Genomic DNA, 21,843 nt, shown 5'->3' with positions numbered 1-21,843 from the left:
TTTAACTTGCAATCAAGCGACGATGGCTTAACCGATAGCAACTCATGGCGAAGGTGAGCAGTATCAGGGTGACAGCAGCCAGATACTCCCAACTAACATATGGGCTGCTATAGCCGGCAATCCAGCCACTACGAATAAGCTCGAGGGCATGCACCAGCGGATTCCATAAAAACCAGTGCCGATATTGAGCCGGAATGGTGGCCAGCGGGAACATGACACAAGAGATAAACATCAATGGCATCATCAGCAGGTTGAGGAATTTGTCGGCCTCTTGCACCAAATTGCAGATAACACAAAAAACAATACCGAGGGAAAACGAGAATACCATCAGCAGCAGATAAATAAGGAGCACCTGCAGCGGGTCGGCGGGGATGGCATCAAAACCAAACCAGATTAGCCCCAATATCAATACCCCCCCCACCATCATCCCCACCATGGTTTCGAGCATAAAGCGCGCGATGAAGGTTGAGAATGGGGTGACCTGACGGTAGCAAAACAGCCCCATATTGGAGCTAACTGCCGTTTGCAGTTTACTCACCACATTTTTAAAAAAGATAAAGGGCAAATACCCGGCGGTGATAAAGAGTGGTGCTGGCGCGCCGCCAAAGCCACTGTGGTTCCGCAGGCCAAAAATCAGGCTGAAAAAACCAATCATTAGCAGCGGATCCAGCAGAGCCCAGGCATAACCCAACCGGTAACTACCAAAGCGGGTTTTAAGCTCACGAATAAGCAGGCCAAAGACAACATCTCGCAACACCTGCAAGGATGTGCGCGGCGTTTGATTAAGAATCGGTTTATTCATTAGTTCGCTTTACCCATAGCAGACTCGCCCATTGGCGAGTCTGCTTTTTTACAGCAAGAAGCGGCTTAGTTAATTGCTACGTTAGCAGCCACGGCGATCTGATAAATGATTTGGGTAATATCCTTGACCGATTGCATGGTTTTGCTGTCAACCTTGGGCAACACCAAAATCTGATCACCGGGCTGGACACTCCCCTTATCTTTAAACTCCACCAATCCGTTGGCATGAACCACGGCAATCCGCTGGTCATTCGCACGCTCGGTAAATCCACCCGCCCAGGCCACATAGTCATCGAGAGTCGCATTGGCGTTATAGACCACAGCCTGTGGCATCAAGACTTCCCCACCGACCTGAATCAGGTCCGTTCTGTTCGGTATGACAATCTGGTCACCCTGTTCCAGCTGAATGTTCGCAACAATCCCCTTGTCTGCGACCACAACCTTGCCAAGAGGCTGGATTTTTCTGGCCTTTTCGACAAAGCGCATCACCAGTTCTGCCTCTTTGGCACGGATCGACGCTTCACCATCCGAGCTGGCAGGAGCAGTAAACACACTGCGCTCCAACCGGTTGAGCGACTCTTCCAACATCTCTTTTTGCCGCGCAGCGACACTCTTGCGCATCAGGTAGATGGATTGGTAATCGGCAAGCTGTGGGTCAATGGGAATATGGTTGAGCAGCTCATGCAGCTTGGTCTGCTTGCGCACAGTGAAATATGAGGGCCCCATATAGCTACCTGCGACCTGCACATCATAAACCTGTGCATGCATGTCATCATTGAACAAGACTTTGTCACCATCCTTAAGCTGGAGGCTGGCAAAATCCTTGTAAGGTAAATAGATGGAGAATGGACCACTTGGACGGTCACCTATCACCCCGACATGACTCACCTTGGCAAGCGGCAGTGCGTAGTTAACCAGCTCCGAGCCTAGCGTATTACGCTGAGTCAATTCGAAACGGAAGGGATTACGAACCTTGCCCGCGACATTTATCATCGGGCCCTGTGGCTCTACCAGGATGACATCCTGATCTTTAAAAGAGAGCTTGGGCATTTTGCCCTGCTGCATGAATTCATACAGATCGATTTTTTGGATGACCTGGTTCTGGCGTAATACCTTTATTTGGCGATAGCTGCCGCGCTCCGAGTCGATCCCCCCAGCCCGCTTTAGAAAATAGAGCACACTGTCAGAGGATTGACCCGCATACTGGCCTGGCCGTATTACCGGGCCAGTGACAAACACACTCACGGGAGTTGTTGTCAGCAGATTGACGTAGATATTGACATTATTTGTAAAAACATCGCCAATCCTGCTGGTCACCAGATTATTGACCTGGCTGGCAGGTACATTCTTGACATTTATCGGGCCGACATCAGGGATGAAAATATTGCCCTGATTATCTACCGTCACTACATTTGAAAAATTGACGGCACCCCAGATCCAGATATTAAGCTTGTCCCCTGGCGCTATCAGATAATTGTCATTCAAGCCATCGCTGCGTTCGGTCTCATAGCCACCGGCAAACAGATTGGCGCCATAGGGAGGAGGTAATCCAGCCTCTGCCAGGGGCAGTAATTTACGTACATCTGCCTCACCGGGTAACAACATCCCTTGACGATTCTGTTGGGTAAAACTCCCGGTCGTTGAACTTGTGTTGGCCTGCCCACTCAGTGCTGCTTGACCACCAAGCTGGGTGCCGGTGTTTTCAGCAGCCTTTCCTGAAAGGGTGTAACCAAATGATGATCCATTTGCTTGCGCTAAATCCGGGGCGGCAATGGCCATGGTTGCGCAGGATGTACTGATGAGAAACAGAAGTGTGCCGAGCTGATAAATTTTCATTTTGTTCAAAACATGTGCCTTCATTTTATTGCTCAGCAAGAAGGTTGCTGACAGAGGTCTGTTCCAGTTGAGGTATCAGATACCATTGTTCTTCAGTCTTGCATGCCGCGCGCCTTTGCGAATGGCCTTGCATGCTGTTAAACAACAACTCAACGCACTCAAGACCCAGAGCCGAAACATAGCGTTGCCCCAGGGTATAGGTAACATTGTTTCTACTGAATGCAGCGCCTTGTGGCAGTGTATTCAGCGCCTGCTGCAGATCGGGAGGCATGGCATACAATTCAGTAGCAACTGACGGGTTGACGAGAGGACGAGACGCTTCTACCTGCTTTGGCTCATATGCACAGCCACCAACTTGTATGGCTAACGATATGGCCAATAACCGGGTTGCAAAATTCATGTGTCAATATTTCCCATGGAGTCAAGTGTTGATCTGTTAAAGCCAGGTCGCCTTATGGTCTGGCAACGCTATTGCCGATCGACTCATTATCTTTCATGACCAAAAAACGAACTGACATGTGGCTGTTCATCCCCAGCCCTGCAACTGCAAAAGCGGGTTTTGAGTTCCTCATCAACAGACAATCTGCCGAGACTGCGAAGCGATACCAGGCAGTCTGAACAAGAGGGCTTTGCTCAAAAAATTACCATTTACAGCACACATTTCAGAATGTTCTGAGTGAATCGAGCAAGACACGATATATGATGGATCTCAGACAGAACAGCAATAGTCTCATCAGAAGTAGGCATGAGCTCTAAAATGAGCAATGCTGCTCAATTGCTGTAAAGATGTAGCGATGTTGATGCGAAACACTGTTTTTTTGCCATAGCTACCGCACGGCAATGACATCTTCCCGGACAAAAAACAGACAAAATGGATGTAAAACTAAAACAGGAGGGAAAATAACGATGCCTGCTAGCTCAAAAAGCAGACAGAAATTGATTGCAATGTAAGCACCCACCCCGTGCATGAGAACGTCACAATGTGACGTATATCATGTTTATTCTCATTTTTTTCGAATGCTATCAATTAGCCACAATTGGGTCAACACTCAAAAAACTCACCTGCATTCTTCACACGACAAAGAGGGACACAAGACTCTGTTTTTAAAAGATTTACACTCAAAGCAGCATTGGTAATAAATGTATTCGTACGGTGTAAATATTTTTGACGACAAGCAAGATTAATTTAGAAATTTCTTAATTATCCCTCGCTCCTCCAAAAAGAAATTAATTTTTGTGAGTCGCATCCATTGAACTTTCAATTAAAATATGGTTGGCAATACTTTATTCGAGTTCGGCAACCTCTCTGATATCCCCATCAATCCACTCAGCCATTGCCTGAAAAGTGACCGCCATTAACATCACACATAACAAACTGTTCAAATAACGTTCAGCCAGACTCCGTTTTTCCCCCGTTATTGAGAACATAAAAGTGATAGACCATTTATTCGCCAACATGGTTTTTTTTAGTTTTTCTGGCCGTGATTGACAGGGTTATTGCCTGTTGACTATGCCTGATATGTGTCCGATTGAATCGGCACCACAGGGTCTCAACGACATTGGAGGGGGCATGGACGCTAACACTCTATCAAGGATTGGCCTGCTGGTTTCACTGCTCACCAGCACAGGGGCCGTGGCCAATGACAATATTCTTGCCCTGCAGCTGGGCAAGGCGTTCAGCAATGAAAAGCTTGACATCAAGATCGCCGATGCCAAGTTTCACCACATGTTCTGGCGCTGGGGAGACTCGGCCTGTCAATTTGGATTGGGAGTGCGTGGCGGTACCCTCAAGGTAGAAGATGAAGAGACAGCAAGACTGGGAGGCGGTGCCCGTATCGAATGCCAATGGGGTAACTGGGTGACCTGGATCCCCGGCGAAATGGTCTGGCTCGATCAGTATCAATTTGGCACCCGCGGCCACGGCTACAAGGATTACGGCGGTCCCTTGCAGTTCGCTCTGGGTATCGGCCTCGGTTACGCCATCACCAAGAATTGGCTGATCGGCTATCAGTATGAGCACATGTCCAACGCCTATATGTATGACAAGAACCCGGGGCTGGACAGCCATACCCTCCATATCGAGTACCGTTTTTAGCCAGACAGACTTCGTCGTGCTCATCTGAACACACTCTGCAAAAAAGCCTTCACTCCCGTGAAGGCTTTTCGTTATGTCGTCTTCTGATAACAAAGGTGACAGTGAGAAGATCACCATACTCAAGACATGGATGACGACACGCTCTGCCGCCTTACCACATCATGGGGGCAATCAGTCCTTTTTCGCCTTGTTGGCGAAGAAGATATCGGCCTGAATATCCTGGGTGCGTACAGTGAAGATCTGGTTGGTGAGATCGTCGGTCAGCGTTTCCGCCTCCTTCATCACCCGCAGATTGAAGTCGTTGAGCATGCTGTTGGCGGCGGCCTTGTCGGTTTTGACCGTTTTCAGGTAGCTGGCTTCCATCTCTTTCTGCTCTTTGGCGATCTTCGCCTCCCAGCTCTGGTACGCCTGCTTCACTATGGGGGCCAATTTGGGGTAATCGGTCATCACCAGGGTCTGCAGTTTGCGATATTTCCAGTAGATGGAGTCGCTGTCGGCCTTGTCACTGCCCATGGCATAGTGCGCCGGATAGGCTTCCAGACCGCTGTAGTAGGGAACGAAGGCGGTCAGATCCGCCATGCCGAGGCCCAGATAGGTCACCTCCCCCACCTCACGCGGCATCCAGGGGCGAACCTGCATCACGTGAGACTCGTAAGTGCGGAACACACTGACGGGGCGCCACGGCTCCTGACCGTTCAACCCCTTGCTGTAGGGATCGTGCTCGGTGCCGTCATAGTGATTGCGCAGCACCGCCTTGACCTCCTCCAGCGTCATCTTCTTCTCGGGGGCGAGGGTGACCGGGAACTGACGACCGGCATCCACCGCCTGCTTGAGCGAGGGGTTGAACATCTGCTGGATGGTCCAGACCCGCGGATCGTTATAGGTGCGGTCCCGCTCGTCATCGCGGGTATAGGCTTTCGAGAAGTTGAACGCCCCATCCTTTTGCGGATGGTAGAGCCCCTTCTCGGTGGCAAATTCGATCAGATTCTTCGATCCCATCGTATCGGCACTGGCGGGATCGTACTGCTGCAAGCGGCCCTGATTGCCGGTAGCGAAATAGTGATTTTTCGGCAGTCGCTGCGCCATCCAGTGGTGGCCGGTGGCGGTCTCCAGATACCAGAGCTCGTTATCATCCACCACGGCGACGCCAAATCCCTCCCCAGCACCAATGGTCTCGATGATGTTACCAAGCAAGGCGATTGCCTCGCGGGCCGACGTAGCGCGGGAGAGCAGCACATCGGGAATGTCGTCTTCGGTAATCCCCTTATCTTCCACATAGGGATCGAAGGCGAGCGCGTCGGGTGAGGCAAAAATGGACTCGGTGCCGCTCACCCCTACCCCCTTCTCATTGAACCCGGTGGCGCCGTGCATCTGGGTCTTCCAGTTCGGTACCGTGGTATAGCGCAGGGAGTTTTTCGGCAAGGGGTAGCTGAAATCATTGGCACCGTTGTGAGCCTTGGAGCTGTGCATACCGCTCTGCCCCTGCTTGGCCGGATGGATTACGAAATGCTGGGCTTTCAGGGCATCGCTGTCGGCGCTGCGGGCCACCATCATGGAGCCATCGGCGCTGGCTTCACTGCCGACCAGCAAGGTGGTACAGGCGAACGCCGACGAGAAGAGAGCAAGGTTGATGGAGAGTGCGACGACGCACTTTTTGAAGGAATACATGAGATCTCCTTGTTGCACAGAGTGGTTGCAAATAAGCGGTGGCGCGCCAGTCAACCTGCCGCTGTCACAAGGGATCTGCGCGGTGACACGGGCCGGACAGTGCGGGCCATCAAACCGTAAACACGAAAAAGAGCAGTGCGAATAAACCATGGAAACCAGGGAGGTAGCCAGGCCCCCTGATAGGCGACCTGTGCGCATTTCTGCTTTCCGCTGTCCCGCTGGCGTGGCGATACTAGGCCCAATCAACTGACTTGAGTGTGACTGACAGCCCAAAACACCAACAATAAAGACTAAGTCAATGCAAAATGTTGATAGGTGTGACAAAAGAAGGATTATTGGCGACATTCAGCCGTCAACACGAAGAACACAAAGCGCACAGAGAGGGGAATAAAGAGATGAGGAGATGTGACGCGTGGGATGGCGTGTTGACGCCATCCCGCGATTCAAGTCAGTAGGTCACTGCGCGTCCGGCTGGTTTGCGGGGGCGGCTTTGATAAAGGCTTGCAACTGTTCGCAATTGGCGACGATGCGGCGGATAGTGGGGTAATCGTCCAGGGTCATGTCGTAGCGACGAGCGTTGTAGACCTGGGGCACCAGCATGCAATCGGCCAGGGTCACTTCGTTGCCGACGCAGTAGACACCGGCGGTGGTCATCAACAGCTGTTCGAGGGCGGTGAAGGTCTCGTCAATCCAGTGGCGATACCAGCGAGCCTCCTGCTCGTTGTTGGCCCTGAAGTGTTCTTCCAGATAGTTGAGCACCCGCAGATTATTGAGCGGGTGGATATCGCAGGCGATCATGTTGACGATCTGGCGCACCCGGGCCCGCGCGTCGGGGGAAGAGGGCATCAGAGAATAGGCGGGATAGGTCTCGTCAAGGTACTCCATGATGGCGACCGACTGACCGATCTGCACATCGCCATCCACCAGAAACGGCACCAGCCCTTGGGGGTTGATCCGGCGATAGGCCTTCTCGCTCTGCTCGCCTTGCCGCAAATTGATGGGATGCTGCTCGTAGGCGAGCCCCTTGAGCTGCAACACGATCCGCACCCGAAAACTTGCCGACGAACGCCAATAGCCAAACAACTGCAACATAATCTGTCCCTGCATCTTATCTGGGCCTGCAGCCCGGCAGGTGCTCGCCACCTGCCTCCGTGTGTATCCTGCACCGGTTGAGGGCTCGTCGTGATCCGGACATATCCCGAATACCCTTGCCGCCAACCGGCGCTGGTCATCAACCTCCCTGACCGCTCGCTGGCACCACCTGTTGAGAGATGGTGCCAAACAGGTTTTGGCCAGAGCGATCCTCCATCGCGATCGACACTCTATCACCAAACTGCAAATAGGGGGTTATAGCTTGATCACAATCAAGAATTTCCAGCATGCGGCGCTCGGCGATACAGGATGAACCGGCGCTGCGATCGTAGTTGGAGACGGTACCCGAGCCAATGATGCAGCCAGCGCCAAGGGGACGGGTCTTGGCGGCATGGGCAATCAGCTCGAAGAAGCTGAAGGTCATGTCCACCCCGGCTTCTGGCGCACCAAACAGGGCACCGTTGAGGTGAGTCAGAAGCGGCAGATGCACTTTGCCATCACGCCAGTCATCGCCGAGTTCATCTGGAGTGATGGCCACCGGCGAGAAGGCGCTGGACGGTTTGGACTGGAAGAAGCCAAAGCCCTTGGCCAGCTCCCCCGGGATCAGGTTGCGCAGGCTCACATCGTTGACCAGCATCAGCAATTTGACGTGGCTGGTGGCCCCCTGCGCACTCACCCCCATAGGCACATCGTCGGTGATGATGGCTACCTCCGACTCGAAATCGATCCCCCACTCCTCCGAACCCATCACAATCGGCCCACGGGGAGCCAAAAAGCTGTCAGAGCCCCCCTGATACATCAGCGGATCGTGCCAGAAGCTTTCCGGCATCTCGGCGCCGCGGGCCTTGCGCACCAGCTCCACATGGTTGACGTAGGCGCTGCCATCGGCCCACTGATAGGCACGCGGCAGCGGAGAGAGGCAAGACGCTTCATCAAAGGGGAACGCCTCTACCGCACGGCCCTCGTTAAGCTGCTGATAGACAGCCTCCAGCCTGGGGGCAACCTCGGCCCACTCATCGAGGGCGGCCTGCAAAGTCGGGGCAATCTCGCTCACCCGCACCGCCCGGGCCAGATCCCTGCTCACAACCACCAAAGCGCCATCGCGCTTGCCATTGTTCAATGTTGCCAATTTCATAAGCGATTCCTTATTTGCCGGCAGCAGCGTCCGGTCGCTGCCAGCTGGAGACATACCGGGTGTTCTCGATCCCTTCGCACAGACTGCCGACGTTCAGCGCATCGCGGGTATCGAGCATCACTGCCACCTCGTCGGTGAACTTCTTGGCATAGGCCTGCCCTGCCGCAAACGCCTTGGGATGGGGGCCGTGGGTGAAACCGGCAGGATGGAAGGTGACCATGCCCCGCTCGATATTGTCCCGGCTAAAGAAGTCCCCGGCGTGGTAGAAGAGCACCTCGTCGTAATCGTCATTGCTGTGATAGAAGGGCACCTTGAGGGCGCCGGGATCGCTCTCGATGGGGCGCGGCACGAAGGTACAGATCACGAAGCGGCTCGCCACAAAGGTCGAATGAGCCGACGGCGGCAGATGGTAGCGATGGCTCATCAGCGGGCGGATATCCCGCCAGTTGAGGCGCACCACGCACAAATCCCCGTGCCACCCTTGTGCATCCAGCGGGTTGAAGGGCCAAGTGATGACCGATACCTGATCGTGGCGCTTCACCTGCAGCGACCAGGGATTCTCATCCTGCTGGGCCAAAAAGCGCTCGTTGATGGCGGGCACATCCAGCGCCGCTGGGTCGAAGATGGCGTGATTGCCCACCAGCCCCTTATCCGGCAGCTGGTAGCTGTCGTTGGTCGCCTCGATCATCAGGATGAACAGGGGCGCTGTCGGCTCGATGCGCCACATAGTGCCGCGGGGGATCACCACATAGTCGCCGTCCCGCAGGCTCAGGTGGCCGTAGTCGCAGAAGAACTCACCGCCTCCCTCGTGGATAAAGAGCAGCTCGTCACCGTCGGCGTTGCGCACCAGAAACGGCATCGCCTCGGATAGCCGCCAGACTCGGTAGCGGCAGTGAGGGTTGCTGAGAATGTCGGGAGCCACCCAGGGGGAGAGTGAGCTCACCTCCTCTTGCAGGGCATTGAGGTCAAACAGCCGTGGCCGCAGCGGTCCCTCCCAACTGCTCCAGTCGGTGGGAGCATGCTTGTGATGCATGTGGGTAGCCGGGCCGAAAAAGCCGCTGCGCCCCAGTTCGCGCTCATAAATGGCCTGTTCCGGCAGGTCGGCATGGGCCTGCCGAGAGTGAGTCCCCTCCCGATGGGGGAGGTTAATCCAGTTACGCATTGTTCGCTCCCTCTTTACGTGCCCCCTTCTCATCCTCGCCGCCATCCAGCACGCCGCGGCGGATCTGGTCCAGCTCGATCGATTCAAACAGCGCCTTGAAATTGCCCTCGCCAAACCCTTCGTTGCCCTTGCGCTGGATGATCTCGAAGAAGACCGGGCCAATCACGGTATCGGTGAAGATCTGCAGCAGGATGCCATCTTTGGTAGGGGAGCCGTCGATGAGGATGCGCAGCTCTTTGAGGGCCGCCAGATCCTCCTGATGCCCCTCGACCCGACTGTTCACCTTCTCGTAGTAGGTATCGGGCGTCGGCATAAAGCCGGTACCGCGGCTGCGCAGGGTGCGGATGGTGTGGTAGATATCGCTGGAGGCCATGGCGATGTGCTGGATCCCCTCCCCCTTGTACTGACGCAGGTACTCCTCGATCTGGGACTTGTCATCCGCCGACTCGTTGATGGGGATGCGGATCTTGCCGCAGGGAGCGGTCATGGCGCGTGAATGCAGCCCGGTCAGCTTGCCCTCGATATCGAAGTAGCGAATTTCGCGGAAGTTGCCGATCCGCTCGTAGAAATTGGACCAGACATCCATATTGCCGCGATGCACGTTATGGGTCAGGTGATCGATTTCGATGAGACCAGCATCCACCTCTGCCATCCGGGCCTGCCAGTCGGGGTAGAAAACAAAATCCACGTCATAGATGGAGCCCTTGTCGCCATAGCGGTCGACAAAGGAGAGGGTGCTCTCGCCAATACCGTAGATGGCGGGAATATTGAGCTCCATCGGGCCAATCTTGCCGACAAAGGGCTTGGCCCCCTTGGCAATGGCGAACTGCTGGGCCTTGCCCGCATCGCTCACCCGAAATGCCATGCCGCAAACGCTCGGCCCGTGCAGGCTGGCAAACTGCTCCGCCTGGGAGTGAGGCTCGGCATTGACCACAAAATTGATATCCCCCTGCCGGTAGAGCCAGCACTGCTTGTGTTTGTGCTTGGCGGCCTCGGCAAACCCGAGCGAAACAAACAGGCTCTTGAGGGCGGCAATCCCCTTGGCATCGGGGGCTGTGTACTCGACAAACTCGAAACCGTCTGTGCCTAACGGATTGATGGTATGGGTGGCGGAAGAGGTGGCATTCATCGGGCGCTCCTTGCTCTTGATTCGGTTAAAACGGATTGCGGCACCCAGCGGTGCGGCAAGTGTTAACAACTTGTTTCATTAGAAGCAGGGCGTAGCAGGAAGAGAAGAGGCGGGTTGCAGATAGTTTTTCGCAGCTGGCAGCAAAGAATGTAAATGGATTGTGACATTCAAGCTGCGGCCTTGCGGATCAAACGGTGACGACCCGCATGGCTGTCAGCTTTGCATTACAGTTGCCAGTTTTTGACCATCAGATGGGGCAAGCAGGCCCGGGCCTTTTGCAGTCGCACAGGCGTCGGATTGATCAACCACGCCTCTTTCCCCAACCCCAGCAGCGGCAGATCGTGCAGGCTGTCGCTCAAGGCCAGCTCGGCATCGAGGGCGCAAATCTCCGGCAGCAGCTTGTGATGGCCGTGGCAATAGAAGCGCGGCATCAGGCCGCCAAAACGGTAGTGCATCTGCGAGCCAATGATCCGGTGGGGCAACTGGCTGGGCAGTTGCTGATAGAGCTGGGCGCGCACCAGCGCGCAGGGACTGGCGGAGATCACCCAGCAGCGCGCCCCCTCGCTTTGCAGCAATTCGCGAGCCTGACGATACAACCCCGGCCTGGTGCTGCAATAGGCACGCACCAGCTTGCGCCAGCCCAAAGGGGAAAGCCCCAACGTGATGGCCCACCAGATAAGGGAGATACCGCGCCGCCGCTGGCTTGGCAACAAATAGACCAAGCCACCCAGCGCAATCACCGGCAACAGCAGCAGCGGCCAGATCCGGCGGCGCAGGATATAGCGCAGCAGACCGGCGTGGCTGTCGCCGGGGGCCAATGTGTCGTCAAAGTCGGCCAGGATCCAGCGCGGCGCACGTCCGTCAGGATCACGCTCTTTCGCTGAATGGATCATGGTGTCAGACGCTGGGCGCATCAGCATCAGGGCGCAAGGGCTGCGATGGCTGCCGTGAGCTCGGGAGTGACAAATTCACTCCCCACATCGGGCGGACAGACAAAGTCGAAAGGCTCGCCCGCCAGGGTGAAATTGAGCCGCCAAGCGTGCAGATAGCCGCGATCGGCTGACGTACCGCCATAGCGCTCATCCCCGAGAATGGGGGCACCGATGCTTTTGAGGGCAACCCGGATCTGGTGGGTCTTGCCGGTCTGGGGCTTGATGCGATAGAGCCGCAGCCCCTCGCGCACCGACACCGAATCAAACCAGCTGATGGCGGGGTTATCCAGCGTGCGCGCCAGCATCCAGCTGCCGCCGCGCCCCTTTTGCATATCCCCCTTCACCCAACCCTGCTTCTTCTTCGGTTTACGATCGGAGAGCGCCAGATACTGTTTACTCACCTCGCGGGCCGCAAAAGCCATGCTCAGCTCACGGTTAGCCTCTGTGGTGCGAGCCAGCAGCACCAGCCCGGAGGTCATCTTGTCGAGCCGGTGTACCGGATAGAGGGTGAGCCCGGTATCGGCCTTCACGCGATTGACCAGCCCCGGATTGACCGCCTCCCCGTCGCCCTTCTCGTCATGCATGCCGATGCCGGGCTGCTTGTCGATAACCAGGAAAGCGGGATGCTCAAACAATATCCGGTACATAAAACCTCGGGAACTGGGGAATAAGGCTCACAGCCAGCGGCTGGCGGCGCTCGGGAGTGCTGCATTCTCCCTGCTCGTCCGCCATTTGGCAAACCGGGCGGCAGACGATGAAGATAAAAAATGGCCCCGCCTGCAACAGGCGGAGCCATTTTCGCTCATCTTGGCAGCTCAACCCTTACACATTGCGCGGGCGCAGGTGGGCGTGCCAGCGCGCTTCCCACTTCTTGAACAGCCAGACGATGACAAAGGTGAGCAGCATATAGAGCAGCCCTGCGGTCAAAAACGCCTCGAACGGACTGTAGTAGCGAGAGTTGATGATCCGAGCCGCGCCGGTCAGATCGACGATGGTGATGATGCCCGCCACCGCCGAACCCTGCAGCATGAAGATCACCTCGTTGCTGTAAGCCGGCAGTGCCCGACGAAACGAGTTGGGCAAAATGATCCGGGTCAGGGTCTGCCAGCGGGTCATGCCAAAGGCGTTGGCAGCCTCAATCTGGCCGCGCGGCATATTGTGTACCGCCCCGCGCACGATCTCGGCGGTATAGGCGGCGGTATTGAGGGTGAAGGCCAGCAGCGCACAGAACCAGGCTTCGGAGAAGAGCGACCAGGCGGCACTGTTCTTCAGCCACTCCCACTGGGCGGCGCCGTAGTAGATGATAAAGAGCTGCACCAGCAGCGGGGTGCCGCGAAAGAAGTAGATATAGGCCCAGATTGGCCCCTTGATCAGCCAGTTGCGGCTATTGCGCAGGATGCCCATGGGCACCGCCAGCATCAACCCAAGGATCAGAGAGAGGGCCACCAGCCAGACGGTGGTATAGAGCCCCTCCCAGTAGGTGGGCCACTCTTTGAGAATGATTGAGAAATCCATGGCTTACCTCGTCTTGATGGCGTAATGACGCTCGGCCCACTTGAGCGCCGAGGTGGAGACTGCGGTGAAGATCAGGAAGATCAACGCCACCGCCATGTAGAAGGTGAAGGGTTGCTGGGTCGAGCCCGCCGCCAGCGAGGCTTTGCGCACCATGTCATCAAGGCCGATGATGGAGACCAGCGCGGTGGTTTTCAGCAGCACCAGCCAGTTGTTGCCAAACCCCGGCAAAGCGTGGCGCATCATCTGGGGGAAGAGGATCCGCACAAACACCTGGGTTGCCCGCATGCCAAAGGCCCGTGCGGCCTCCAGTTCGCCTTTGTCCACTGCCAGAATCGCGCCGCGAAAGGTCTCGGTCATGTAGGCGCCGAAGATAAAGCCGATGGTCGCGACACCGGCCACAAAGGGGCTGATGTCGATATAGTCCGGAAGCAGGGAGACCCACTCCTGATTGGGATTGCTCTCCAGTAACCAGCTGTTGTAAGTCTCGTTGACCCAAGTGCAGATACCGTTGATCAGCACCTGGCCGCCAAAGAAGAGCAGCATCATCAGCACCAGATCGGGGATGCCGCGAATGATGGTGGTGTAGCCGGTGGCGATGGCCCTGGCCCACTTGTAGGGAGAGAGTTTGGCCAGCGCCCCCAGCATCCCCAGCAGCAACGCCAGCAGCAAGGAGGCCAGCGCCACTTCCAGGGTGACCCAGGCGCCCTCCAGCAGCGAGGCTTCGTATCCTTTCAAATCAAACATATGCAGCTCCATCGCCACTGAATCTTCACGCACCTGCTAACCAGAAGGCTCCATAGCAGTCCGAATGAAATATGTGCAGTTCCATTGCAATCAATGCGGGCCCGTAAACTCCCTCAGGGAGGTGACGGGCCCGATGACTACTGACGGGATCAACCTGTCGTTACTTGCCGTAGACGTCTTTGGACTTACTCGCCGTAAACGTCTCTTTGTTTTACTCTCCGTAAACGTCGAACTCGAAGTACTTGTCGTTGATTTCCTTGTACTTGCCGTTGGCACGCAGCGCCAGAATGGCGGCGTTGAATTTCTCTTTCAGATCCTTGTCAGCCTTGCGCACCGCAATACCGGCACCCTCGCCAAACCACTTGGGATCGGTCAGTTTCGGGCCGACGAATTCAAAGGCATCACCGCCCTCTTTCTTCAGCAGACCGTCGGTGATGGCGGCAGAGTCGGCCAGCACATAGTCCACACGACCGGATTTCAGATCGAGATAAGCTTCATCGGCGGTGCCGTAACGCTTGATGGTGGCGTTGGGGAAGTTGTCGGTAATAAAGGTATCCATGGAGGTTGCACGCTGCACCGCGACGGACTTGCCTTCCATAAAGGCTTTGTCGAGCTGCACATCAGTGCCTTTCTTGGCGGCAAAGCGGGCCGGAATGTGCTGGTACTTCTGGGTGAAGTCCACTTTCTTCTTGCGCTCTTCGGTGATGTCCATGGTAGCGATGATGGCGTCAAACTTGCGCGACAGCAGCGCCGGAATGATGCCGTCCCAGTCCTGCTTGACCAGGGTGCACTTCACTTTCATCTCTTCGCACAGGGCGTTGGCGATGTCGATATCAAAACCTTTCACCTCGCCACTGGGCTCGGTCCAGGAGAAGGGGGGATAGGCACCCTCAACCCCGATCCGGACCTCTTTCCACTCCTTGGCCATCAGGCTACCGGACGCGAGGGCAGTAACTACGGCTGTCGCCAGCATCAGCTTGTTCATGTATCTCTCCTTGATAAAACAGTTGATTGGGTAACCAGGCATCCCGCCATCAGTAGATGGAGGAGATGAATTGCTTGAACCGCTCGGATTTGGGATGGGCGAAAATCTCCTTGGGGTTGCCCTCCTCTTCCACCCGCCCCTGATGCAGAAACATCACCTTGTTCGATACATCCCGGGCAAACGACATCTCGTGGGTCACCACCAGCATGGTGCGCCCCTCTTCAGCCAGCTCGCGCATCAGGCCGAGCACCTCCCCCACCAGCTCGGGATCCAGCGCCGAGGTGGGTTCGTCAAACAACATCACCTCGGGCTCTACCGCCAGCGCACGGGCGATGGCGGCCCGCTGCTGCTGACCACCGGAGAGGTGGCCGGGATAATAGTCACGCCGCTCCCAGAGTCCAACCCGGTTGAGCAGTTGCTCTGCCTTGGCCAGTGCTTCGGCGCGAGGCACCTTGAGCACCTGGATTGGCACTTCGATGATGTTCTGCATGATGGTCATGTGTGACCAGAGATTGAAACTTTGAAACACCATGGCCAGTCGGCTGCGGATCCGCTCAACCTGACGCATATCTTCCGGCAACCGCTCGCCGGCGCGGCTGGTTTTCATCCGGATCAGCTCGCCATGGAGCGAGACGGTGCCGGATGAGGGGGTTTCGAGCAGATTGATACAGCGAAGAAAGGTCGACTTCCCCGAACCGGAGGAGCCGATAAGGGAGATCACATCACCCTTGTGGGCGGTCATGTCGATGCCCTTGAGCACTTCGTGGGTGCCAAAATATTTGTGCAGATCACGTACTTCCAGTGCGGCAACGTCGCTCATCCATTACAACCTTGTCTGTCCCTAGACGCCGCAGGGGGCGTGACTCAACCATCGTCCATTTAACAAAAAGTTAACCGATGGCAACCTTCAGCGAAAATATCACCAGGATAGTGAAAAAACAATACAGAACGAGGGTCTTCAGGGGATTCGCTCTATTTTTATTCGCTCTTTGCGTATTTTTCAGCACTTTGTTTGCATAAACAGCCGTTTCAATGGCTATTCCGATACCGCCTTTTTATACCCCAATCATATCAGTGGCAAGAGAAAAGCGTGATGTGTGCCAAACCGGCACCAAAATGGCTTTATGCACCCCCTTGCCGAGCGAAATATCGGCCACCCGATCGGATCAACTTGATTTCATTGGTGCACTCGGGCTCGCACAGAACCTTATCAAACAGAGAGGTTGTGGCAAAAAAGTAACAATCTGCCCCCAAAAGGGCTGTTTTCGGCCATGAAAGCGAGAGATATGTGACACAGAGCCAATAAGTAATGATAAGGTGGTGTTTTTATCAGTTTTTGTGATCGAGGCCTCGATGCTGCTCAATGTGTTGCTGATCCTGTTGCCACTGGCAATCGGCTATCTGGTTCCCCTCTCCTCTGCCCGACTGATCAAGCTGGTCAACCAGAGTCTGGGCAAGATGGTCTACCTCATTCTGTTTCTGATGGGGCTCGGGCTTGCCTATGTGGAGAACCTGGGCAGCAATCTTGCGGTGATCTTCAAGGTCGCCGGGGTGATGCTCACCGCGATCACGGTCTGCAACCTGCTGGCCCTCTGGTGGCTCGACAAGCGCACGCCGCCGACCCACGAGGCGAGCGATGCCAAGATGCCGGGCAAGTTGCACCTGCTGTGGGAATCCCTGCAGCTCTGCTTTGTGGTGCTCGGCGGTGTGCTGCTGGGTCTACTGGTGGATCTGCGCGCCCTGCCCATCGACAAGTGGAGCGAGTGGGCCCTGATGCTGCTGCTGTTTCTCATCGGGGTGCAGATGCGCAACTCCGGCATGCGGCTGCGCCAGATCCTGCTCAACCCCTGGGGAATGAAAATCGCCGCCACCGTCATCCTCAGCAGCTGGCTGGGCAGCCTGCTGGCGGCCCAGTTGCTGGGGATGCCCTTTGCCCATGGTCTGGCGATGAGCTCGAGCTTCGGCTGGTATTCGCTCTCCGGTATTCTGGTGGCCGACAAACTGGGGCCGGTGCTCGGTTCTGCTGCCTTTATCAACGATCTTGGGCGTGAGCTTATCGCCATCCTGATCATCCCGGTCCTGATGCGTCGCCACCCCTCGGCGGCCATTGGTTACGGCGGCGCCACAGCGCTGGACTTCACCCTGCCGGTCATCCAGAAATCAGGGGGTATTCAGGTGGTGCCGGTGGCCATTGTCTCCGGCTTTATCCTGAGCCTGCTCGGCCCCATCCTGATCCTCGGGTTTCTGGCGCTCTAAGCCTGATTCCCACATTGCAGATAAAAAAGCCCGACCTTGTTGTCGGGCTTTTGCTGTTTGGAGCAACCACGCACTCGCACTGGCTGCGATATTGCCCGCAGCCTTATTCGCGCCACTGGCCGCCACTCATCACTCGCTCGATAGCAAACGTCCGGTCGTGCACCAGCAGCAGATCCGCATCCTGCCCAACCCCGATACGCCCCTTGCTGCCAAGCCCCAGCGCCTGCGCCGGATTGCTCGTCACCACGGCCAATGCCTTCTCCAGCGAGACACCGAGCCGGGTCGCGCGCACGCACTGCTGCCACAGGCTGGCAATCTGGCCGCAGCGCATCTCGATTAGCCGCCCTTCGCCATCAAAGCGCGGCAGGCTGGCGTTGGCATCCGAGCTGAAGGTGATGCGCTCGGCAGGCACATTGGCGGCCAGCAGCTCGACGAGCGCATCGGCGGCAAGCCGCTCGCCATCCTCCAGCAGATCGGGAAAGCTCGAGGTGGTGAGGTCGACCCAACCTCCTGCCTTGCCCCACTCGATGGCCTCGGCAAAGAGCCAGGGATTGCGGTTGCAGTGGGTGGGATAGAGCTGGCGCAGCGGAATATCGGTCTCATCGCGCAGGGCCCGAAGGGGGGCCAATGCCCCCTTGCCATCCCCGACATGGAAGAAGCTGACCCCGCTCTTGCCCGCAAGCAGCCCGGCCACCCGCGCCTCGCTGGCAAGCCTGGCCAGCTCGTCGTGGGTCGGCGCACTGGATCTGTGGTCACTGATGGCCACCTCCCCCACCCCCAATACCTCTGGGATCAGGATGATGTCCGACTCCACCGTGCCGGTCAGGGTCTTGACCGGCAGATGGTAGGAGCCGGTATACATAAAGGCGCTCACCCCGGCGGCACGAAACTCGCGCACCTTGCCGAGCACCTGCGCGGGAGTGCGGGTCAGGCTGTCGGTGCCAAGCGCCGCCACCAGGGTGGTGACGCCGGCCTTGAGCGCCTCGCTCGCCGCCAGTTCAGGGGTGCGAAAGGCAAAGCCCCCCTCACCGCCGCCGCCCGTGATATGGGCCAGCGGATCCACCAACCCGGGTACCAGATAGCGGCCACGACCATCGACCCGATGCAGCGGCCAGTTTGCAGGCACCGTCAACCCCTTGCCCATCCAGGCGATACGGCCATCAGCCACCAGCAGATCCTGCTGGCCAAGGTGGGTGGGGCTGAAGATCTCGGCCCCCTCGATCAGGGTCAACATGGCGATCCTCCTTGCACGATAGTCGCTTGCCCAATGAAAAGAGAGGGAGCAAGCTCCCTCCCCCCGTCAACCACCATATATATCGTACTTGAAGTACTTCTGGTTGATCTGCTGATAGGTGCCATTGGCACGCAGGGCCTTGATCGCCTCGTCCAGCTTGCCCTTGAGCTCCTTATCGCTCTTGCGCACGGCGATCCCCATGCCATCACCAAACCACTGGCGATCGGTCAGGGCGGGCCCTACATAATCGAACTTGTCGCCCCCCTCTTTGCCAAGGAGCCCCTGCTCAATGGCAGAGGCATCGGCCAGCAGGGCCAGCACCCGACCCGCTTTCAGATCGAGATAGGCCTCATCGGCATTGCCGTAACGGACTATGGTAACACTCGAGCCAAAATTGTCGGTCAGGTACTTGTCGTGGGTGGTGGCCCGCTGCACCCCGATGCGCTTGCCCGCCATGCCTTCCGGGGTCAGCGTCAGCTCGGTCCCCTTGGCCGCCACAAAGCGATTGGGAATATGGGCATATTTCTCGGTGAAATCGACCTTCTGGCGCCGCTCGTCGGTGATCGACATGGCGGCGATGATGGCGTCGTATTTGCGCGACAGCAGGGCCGGGATCATGCCGTCCCAATCCTGCGCCACCAGCTCGCACTTGACCGCCATCTGCTGACACAGGGCGTTGGCGAGATCAATATCAAACCCCTTGATCTCGCCCGACGCATCGGTCCAGGAGAAGGGCGGGTAGGCCCCCTCCACCCCGAAGCGCACGGTTTTCCACTCCTTGGCCATGGCGGGGGTGGCCAGCAGGCTGGCAACAAACAGGGCTGAGAGGGTCAGTCTGATCTTCATCATGAGTACTCCATTACATAAAAAGCGCACAGGCGCGGACAAGGCACCGCAGGCGAATGCATGCGATGACCAAAAGCGGCAAAATCTGGATGAGCGAGATCACGCCCGAGCGGACGTCAGTGAACTGCTCCAGAGGTTCGATCTATTCGTCGAACCACTCAGAGAGATAGAAAGGCTTGAAGTAGAAGGCCAGAAAAAAGCCTCTGGCTTTGCGCATCATGGTGGTTTGTCGCGTCCTGTGACAAAGATGGCAATCACCTTAGCACGCCTGAATTTTGCCCGGCAAGAGGCAGCCGCAGAGCAGTAGCAAAATCCCGATCATGGTCAAGGCGGGCGGGATCCGTTAGGCTCGAAGCATCTTGCCATCCCATAACAGACCCACAGCGACCGATGAATTTTCTGGCCCATCTCCATCTGGCTGCCCACACCCGAAGCTCCCTCACCGGCAATCTGCTCGGCGATTTCGTCAAAGGCACGCTGCCCACGGGGCTTGCCGCCCACTTCGATGAGGGGATCTGGCTACACCGCAAAATTGACGCTTTCACCGACAGCCACCCCGAGCACAAGGCGGCCGTCGCCTGTTTCGAGGCCCCCTGGCGCCGCTTTGGCGGCATAGTGGTGGATATGATCTACGACCACTGGCTGAGCCAGCACTGGGAGCTGTTCAGTACCGAGCCCCTGCCCCGCTTCCTGCAACGCAGTTATGAGCAGCTATTGGCGGATCACCTACGCCTGCCGGACGGACTGCCACTCCCCCTCAAACGGATGGCCGAGCAGAACTGGATCGCCTCCTACCGCCACAGGGAGGGGCTGGGGCAAGCGCTGAATGGCATCGGCCGCCGACTGCGCCGCCCGGTACAACTGGGAGAGGCGCTGCTGACCCTCGATGAGTCGCAGTGGCAAACATGCGAGGCGGGATTTCTGCGCTTCTATCCCCAGCTGATGGACTTTAGCCAGCAGCAGCTGGCCCAATATCGGGCAGCGCAAGGGGCACAGTGATCCCTCTGGATAGGCCTGCTTCCCCATAAAAAACGCCCCTTGCGGGGCATTTGTCATCAGTTGGCTTCGTCTTTCTTTTTGCGAATGCTTAAGCCAAGTTCGCGACCACGCAGTCGGGCGTAATAGATGGTGCCGACAAAAGCGAGAGTGGTGAACAGCAATTCCACCACCGCCAGCCACCGCTCCCCCTCATCCGTGGTGATCAGGGTGAGGGCGTGGAGGAAATAGGGCATCAACACGAAGTTGCCCCAGGCGTGGGTGTAGGGATTGCCCTGCACTATCCCCTTGAGGGGAAAGAGCAGCGGCACCGTCCAGATCACCGGCAGCAGCCAGGGGTTGAGGTCCGGGTGGGGTGACAGCCACAGATGCCAGAGGATGACCCAGCCCAGCAGGCCGAAGAAGCCGACCAGAGTCAGCCAACGTGCGAAGCGGGTGCTCACTTGAGGATCTCCAGCACCTGCTCCGGCGGGCGACCAATGCGGGCCTGACCATTCTTGATGACAATGGGGCGCTCGATCAGCTTGGGATGCTGGTGCATGGCACGAATAAGGGCGTCGCCGTTCACTTCGCTGAGGCCCAGCTCCTTGTAGAGATCCTCCTTGGTGCGCATCAGCTGGCGGGGATCGCTAAAACCGAGCAGAGAGAGCAGGTTGCGGATCTCATCTTCGCTCGGGGCCTGCTCCAGATAGAGCACCACATCAGGGGCGATCCCGTGCTGTTCCAGCAGAGCCAGGGTTTCGCGACTCTTGGAGCAGCGCGGATTGTGGTAGATTTGGGTCTCGCTCATGGTAACTCCCTGATTAATCGCAAGATGGGACTAGAAACGGCGCTATTGTAGGGGAAAGTGATGGTCAGGGTAAGCGGCAGTGGAAAGGAATTGAAACGAATTTGTTGGCTGATTGTGGCGGGCCTGCTGGGCGCCTGCACACCCGTCCCCGAATTTACCGATGCAACAGGGCAGTCGGTCAGCCTGCGCCACTTTGCCGGCAAGCCGCTGCTGGTCAACTACTTCGCCCCCTGGTGCGCCCCCTGCCTGCGGGAGATGCCGCGCCTCAACGCGCTGGCGGCAGAAGGCCAGATCACAGTGGTGGCCATCAACTACGACCCGACCACGCCAGCAGCGCTGGACAAGCTGGCTGCGCAGTATCACATCAAGGTGCCGCTCCTTATTGCCAATGAAGATGCCAGGCTCCCCTTCCCTCGCCCAAGCGGCCTGCCCACCAGCTATCTGCTCGATAGCGAGGGCAAGCTCAAGCAGACGCTGGTCGGCGAGCTCGACCAGCAGCAGATCGAGGTGCTCAAGGCGACCGCCAGCAGCATGAGTCACTAGCCCATCGCTGCTATCACCGTCCCCCACATCAACGCCACCGCCATAAACAACAAGGGCGCACCATAGTGCGCCCTTGTTTGATAT

Annotated in this window: 23 protein-coding genes; 5 read left to right on the top strand and 18 right to left on the bottom strand. The window is 57.1% G+C overall.

From position 1 onward, the window contains the following. Window position 1 precedes the first annotated feature (1 nt). The 3 genes from G5533_RS11770 to G5533_RS11760 form a co-directional block, all read right to left on the bottom strand. The gene (locus G5533_RS11770) at window positions 2-802 is read right to left on the bottom strand and encodes an ABC transporter permease (RefSeq protein WP_421173013.1); all 801 of its coding nucleotides are present in this window, start codon (window positions 800-802) and stop codon (window positions 2-4) included. A gap of 65 nt (window positions 803-867) precedes the next feature. Then, window positions 868-2,676 carry a polysaccharide biosynthesis/export family protein gene (locus tag G5533_RS11765; RefSeq protein WP_254204258.1) on the bottom strand — a complete coding sequence of 603 codons (1,809 nt, stop codon included), beginning with the start codon at window positions 2,674-2,676 and terminating at the stop codon, window positions 868-870. Further along, a complete protein-coding gene (locus tag G5533_RS11760) occupies window positions 2,663-3,037 on the bottom strand; it encodes a hypothetical protein (RefSeq protein ID WP_201996467.1) in 375 nt (124 codons plus the stop codon). Before G5533_RS11760 ends, G5533_RS11765 begins: the two co-directional genes overlap by 14 nt. A 1,170-nt stretch (window positions 3,038-4,207) precedes the next feature. On the opposite strand from G5533_RS11760, the gene G5533_RS11755 reads away from it, so the two are divergent. Then, window positions 4,208-4,732: an acyloxyacyl hydrolase gene (locus G5533_RS11755; protein WP_216953357.1), complete on the top strand. Its 525-nt coding sequence runs from the start codon at window positions 4,208-4,210 to the stop codon at window positions 4,730-4,732. 171 nt (window positions 4,733-4,903) lie between these two features. Here the strand turns inward: G5533_RS11755 and G5533_RS11750 are convergent, their stop codons facing one another. The 11 genes from G5533_RS11750 to G5533_RS11700 all read right to left on the bottom strand — a co-directional run bounded on the left by G5533_RS11750 (window position 4,904) and on the right by G5533_RS11700 (window position 15,914). After that, window positions 4,904-6,400 carry a C69 family dipeptidase gene (locus tag G5533_RS11750; protein WP_421323472.1) on the bottom strand — a complete coding sequence of 499 codons (1,497 nt, stop codon included), beginning with the start codon at window positions 6,398-6,400 and terminating at the stop codon, window positions 4,904-4,906. 456 nt (window positions 6,401-6,856) lie between these two features. Further along, window positions 6,857-7,492: a maleylacetoacetate isomerase gene (gene maiA, locus G5533_RS11745; protein ID WP_005361400.1), complete on the bottom strand. Its 636-nt coding sequence runs from the start codon at window positions 7,490-7,492 to the stop codon at window positions 6,857-6,859. A 139-nt stretch (window positions 7,493-7,631) separates the two neighbouring features. After that, window positions 7,632-8,627 carry a fumarylacetoacetate hydrolase family protein gene (locus tag G5533_RS11740; RefSeq protein ID WP_139411878.1) on the bottom strand — a complete coding sequence of 332 codons (996 nt, stop codon included), beginning with the start codon at window positions 8,625-8,627 and terminating at the stop codon, window positions 7,632-7,634. A 10-nt stretch (window positions 8,628-8,637) separates the two neighbouring features. Continuing rightward, complete coding sequence (locus G5533_RS11735; protein ID WP_441254834.1) at window positions 8,638-9,789, bottom strand: homogentisate 1,2-dioxygenase; 1,152 nt, start codon at window positions 9,787-9,789, stop codon at window positions 8,638-8,640. Further along, window positions 9,782-10,918 carry a 4-hydroxyphenylpyruvate dioxygenase gene (gene hppD / locus G5533_RS11730; RefSeq protein ID WP_441254833.1) on the bottom strand — a complete coding sequence of 379 codons (1,137 nt, stop codon included), beginning with the start codon at window positions 10,916-10,918 and terminating at the stop codon, window positions 9,782-9,784. Before hppD ends, G5533_RS11735 begins: the two co-directional genes overlap by 8 nt. 224 nt (window positions 10,919-11,142) lie before the next feature. Next, window positions 11,143-11,811: an HAD family hydrolase gene (locus G5533_RS11725; protein WP_441254832.1), complete on the bottom strand. Its 669-nt coding sequence runs from the start codon at window positions 11,809-11,811 to the stop codon at window positions 11,143-11,145. A 26-nt stretch (window positions 11,812-11,837) separates the two neighbouring features. Continuing rightward, window positions 11,838-12,497 carry a TIGR01621 family pseudouridine synthase gene (locus G5533_RS11720; RefSeq protein WP_106842986.1) on the bottom strand — a complete coding sequence of 220 codons (660 nt, stop codon included), beginning with the start codon at window positions 12,495-12,497 and terminating at the stop codon, window positions 11,838-11,840. Between the two features lie 175 nt (window positions 12,498-12,672). Next, window positions 12,673-13,365, bottom strand: coding sequence for an ABC transporter permease (locus tag G5533_RS11715; RefSeq protein ID WP_005337302.1), 693 nt, complete (start codon window positions 13,363-13,365; stop codon window positions 12,673-12,675). 3 nt (window positions 13,366-13,368) lie between these two features. Then, window positions 13,369-14,109 (bottom strand): ABC transporter permease, encoded by a 741-nt coding sequence (locus G5533_RS11710; protein ID WP_005352911.1) that lies wholly within the window; start codon window positions 14,107-14,109, stop codon window positions 13,369-13,371. 211 nt (window positions 14,110-14,320) lie between these two features. Continuing rightward, window positions 14,321-15,094, bottom strand: a complete 774-nt coding sequence (locus G5533_RS11705) for an ABC transporter substrate-binding protein (RefSeq protein WP_005337307.1) — start codon at window positions 15,092-15,094, stop codon at window positions 14,321-14,323. Window positions 15,095-15,143: 49 nt separating this feature from the next. Beyond that, window positions 15,144-15,914 carry an ABC transporter ATP-binding protein gene (locus G5533_RS11700; RefSeq protein WP_005337310.1) on the bottom strand — a complete coding sequence of 257 codons (771 nt, stop codon included), beginning with the start codon at window positions 15,912-15,914 and terminating at the stop codon, window positions 15,144-15,146. Window positions 15,915-16,447: 533 nt separating this feature from the next. Between G5533_RS11700 and G5533_RS11695 the strand changes: the two genes are divergently transcribed. Then, a complete protein-coding gene (locus tag G5533_RS11695) occupies window positions 16,448-17,350 on the top strand; it encodes a lysine exporter LysO family protein (protein ID WP_227343036.1) in 903 nt (300 codons plus the stop codon). Between the two features lie 103 nt (window positions 17,351-17,453). On the opposite strand, the gene iadA is transcribed toward G5533_RS11695, so the two are convergent. Both iadA and G5533_RS11685 read right to left on the bottom strand, forming a co-directional pair. Beyond that, entirely contained in the window at window positions 17,454-18,584 is a 1,131-nt protein-coding gene (gene iadA / locus G5533_RS11690; RefSeq protein ID WP_421206611.1) for a beta-aspartyl-peptidase, read from the bottom strand. Window positions 18,585-18,650: 66 nt separating this feature from the next. Further along, entirely contained in the window at window positions 18,651-19,433 is a 783-nt protein-coding gene (locus G5533_RS11685) for an ABC transporter substrate-binding protein (protein WP_005344726.1), read from the bottom strand. Between G5533_RS11685 and G5533_RS11680 the strand changes: the two genes are divergently transcribed. Continuing rightward, complete coding sequence (locus G5533_RS11680) at window positions 19,432-19,737, top strand: hypothetical protein (RefSeq protein WP_421255196.1); 306 nt, start codon at window positions 19,432-19,434, stop codon at window positions 19,735-19,737. The genes G5533_RS11685 and G5533_RS11680 overlap by 2 nt on opposite strands. Window positions 19,738-19,820: 83 nt before the next feature. After that, window positions 19,821-20,429 (top strand): acyl carrier protein phosphodiesterase, encoded by a 609-nt coding sequence (locus G5533_RS11675; RefSeq protein ID WP_421255195.1) that lies wholly within the window; start codon window positions 19,821-19,823, stop codon window positions 20,427-20,429. Between the two features lie 56 nt (window positions 20,430-20,485). Here G5533_RS11675 and G5533_RS11670 read toward each other — a convergent pair whose 3' ends face one another. Beyond that, the gene (locus G5533_RS11670; RefSeq protein WP_107684428.1) at window positions 20,486-20,869 is read right to left on the bottom strand and encodes a DUF2069 domain-containing protein; all 384 of its coding nucleotides are present in this window, start codon (window positions 20,867-20,869) and stop codon (window positions 20,486-20,488) included. After that, window positions 20,866-21,216, bottom strand: coding sequence for an arsenate reductase (glutaredoxin) (gene arsC, locus G5533_RS11665; protein WP_108612511.1), 351 nt, complete (start codon window positions 21,214-21,216; stop codon window positions 20,866-20,868). Before arsC ends, G5533_RS11670 begins: the two co-directional genes overlap by 4 nt. 60 nt (window positions 21,217-21,276) lie before the next feature. On the opposite strand from arsC, the gene G5533_RS11660 reads away from it, so the two are divergent. After that, on the top strand, window positions 21,277-21,759 hold the full coding sequence (locus G5533_RS11660; RefSeq protein ID WP_421255194.1) for a TlpA family protein disulfide reductase: 483 nt from the start codon (window positions 21,277-21,279) through the stop codon (window positions 21,757-21,759). Window positions 21,760-21,843 lie beyond the last annotated feature (84 nt).

The sequence above is a fragment of the Aeromonas sp. A600620 genome (genome assembly GCF_029479985.1).
In the GTDB taxonomy this organism is placed as follows: Bacteria; Pseudomonadota; Gammaproteobacteria; order Enterobacterales; family Aeromonadaceae; genus Aeromonas; species Aeromonas veronii_A.
Note: the sequence above shows the minus strand (reverse complement) of the source record. Positions and strands in the feature narration are given on the sequence as shown.

Coding starts and splice junctions, on each gene's coding strand:
- G5533_RS11695 (WP_227343036.1), top strand. CDS start 16,448: ATGCTGCTCAATGTGTTGCTGATCCTGTTGCCACTGGCAATCGGCTAT.
- G5533_RS11735 (WP_441254834.1), bottom strand. CDS start 9,789: ATGCGTAACTGGATTAACCTCCCCCATCGGGAGGGGACTCACTCTCGG.
- G5533_RS11680 (WP_421255196.1), top strand. CDS start 19,432: ATGAGTACTCCATTACATAAAAAGCGCACAGGCGCGGACAAGGCACCG.
- G5533_RS11725 (WP_441254832.1), bottom strand. CDS start 11,811: ATGATCCATTCAGCGAAAGAGCGTGATCCTGACGGACGTGCGCCGCGC.
- G5533_RS11700 (WP_005337310.1), bottom strand. CDS start 15,914: ATGAGCGACGTTGCCGCACTGGAAGTACGTGATCTGCACAAATATTTT.
- G5533_RS11750 (WP_421323472.1), bottom strand. CDS start 6,400: ATGTATTCCTTCAAAAAGTGCGTCGTCGCACTCTCCATCAACCTTGCT.
- G5533_RS11770 (WP_421173013.1), bottom strand. CDS start 802: ATGAATAAACCGATTCTTAATCAAACGCCGCGCACATCCTTGCAGGTG.
- G5533_RS11715 (WP_005337302.1), bottom strand. CDS start 13,365: ATGGATTTCTCAATCATTCTCAAAGAGTGGCCCACCTACTGGGAGGGG.
- G5533_RS11705 (WP_005337307.1), bottom strand. CDS start 15,094: ATGAACAAGCTGATGCTGGCGACAGCCGTAGTTACTGCCCTCGCGTCC.
- G5533_RS11755 (WP_216953357.1), top strand. CDS start 4,208: ATGGACGCTAACACTCTATCAAGGATTGGCCTGCTGGTTTCACTGCTC.
- iadA (WP_421206611.1), bottom strand. CDS start 18,584: ATGTTGACCCTGATCGAGGGGGCCGAGATCTTCAGCCCCACCCACCTT.
- G5533_RS11660 (WP_421255194.1), top strand. CDS start 21,277: ATGGTCAGGGTAAGCGGCAGTGGAAAGGAATTGAAACGAATTTGTTGG.
- hppD (WP_441254833.1), bottom strand. CDS start 10,918: ATGAATGCCACCTCTTCCGCCACCCATACCATCAATCCGTTAGGCACA.
- G5533_RS11710 (WP_005352911.1), bottom strand. CDS start 14,109: ATGTTTGATTTGAAAGGATACGAAGCCTCGCTGCTGGAGGGCGCCTGG.
- G5533_RS11675 (WP_421255195.1), top strand. CDS start 19,821: ATGAATTTTCTGGCCCATCTCCATCTGGCTGCCCACACCCGAAGCTCC.
- maiA (WP_005361400.1), bottom strand. CDS start 7,492: ATGTTGCAGTTGTTTGGCTATTGGCGTTCGTCGGCAAGTTTTCGGGTG.
- G5533_RS11720 (WP_106842986.1), bottom strand. CDS start 12,497: ATGTACCGGATATTGTTTGAGCATCCCGCTTTCCTGGTTATCGACAAG.
- arsC (WP_108612511.1), bottom strand. CDS start 21,216: ATGAGCGAGACCCAAATCTACCACAATCCGCGCTGCTCCAAGAGTCGC.
- G5533_RS11760 (WP_201996467.1), bottom strand. CDS start 3,037: ATGAATTTTGCAACCCGGTTATTGGCCATATCGTTAGCCATACAAGTT.
- G5533_RS11685 (WP_005344726.1), bottom strand. CDS start 19,433: ATGATGAAGATCAGACTGACCCTCTCAGCCCTGTTTGTTGCCAGCCTG.
- G5533_RS11740 (WP_139411878.1), bottom strand. CDS start 8,627: ATGAAATTGGCAACATTGAACAATGGCAAGCGCGATGGCGCTTTGGTG.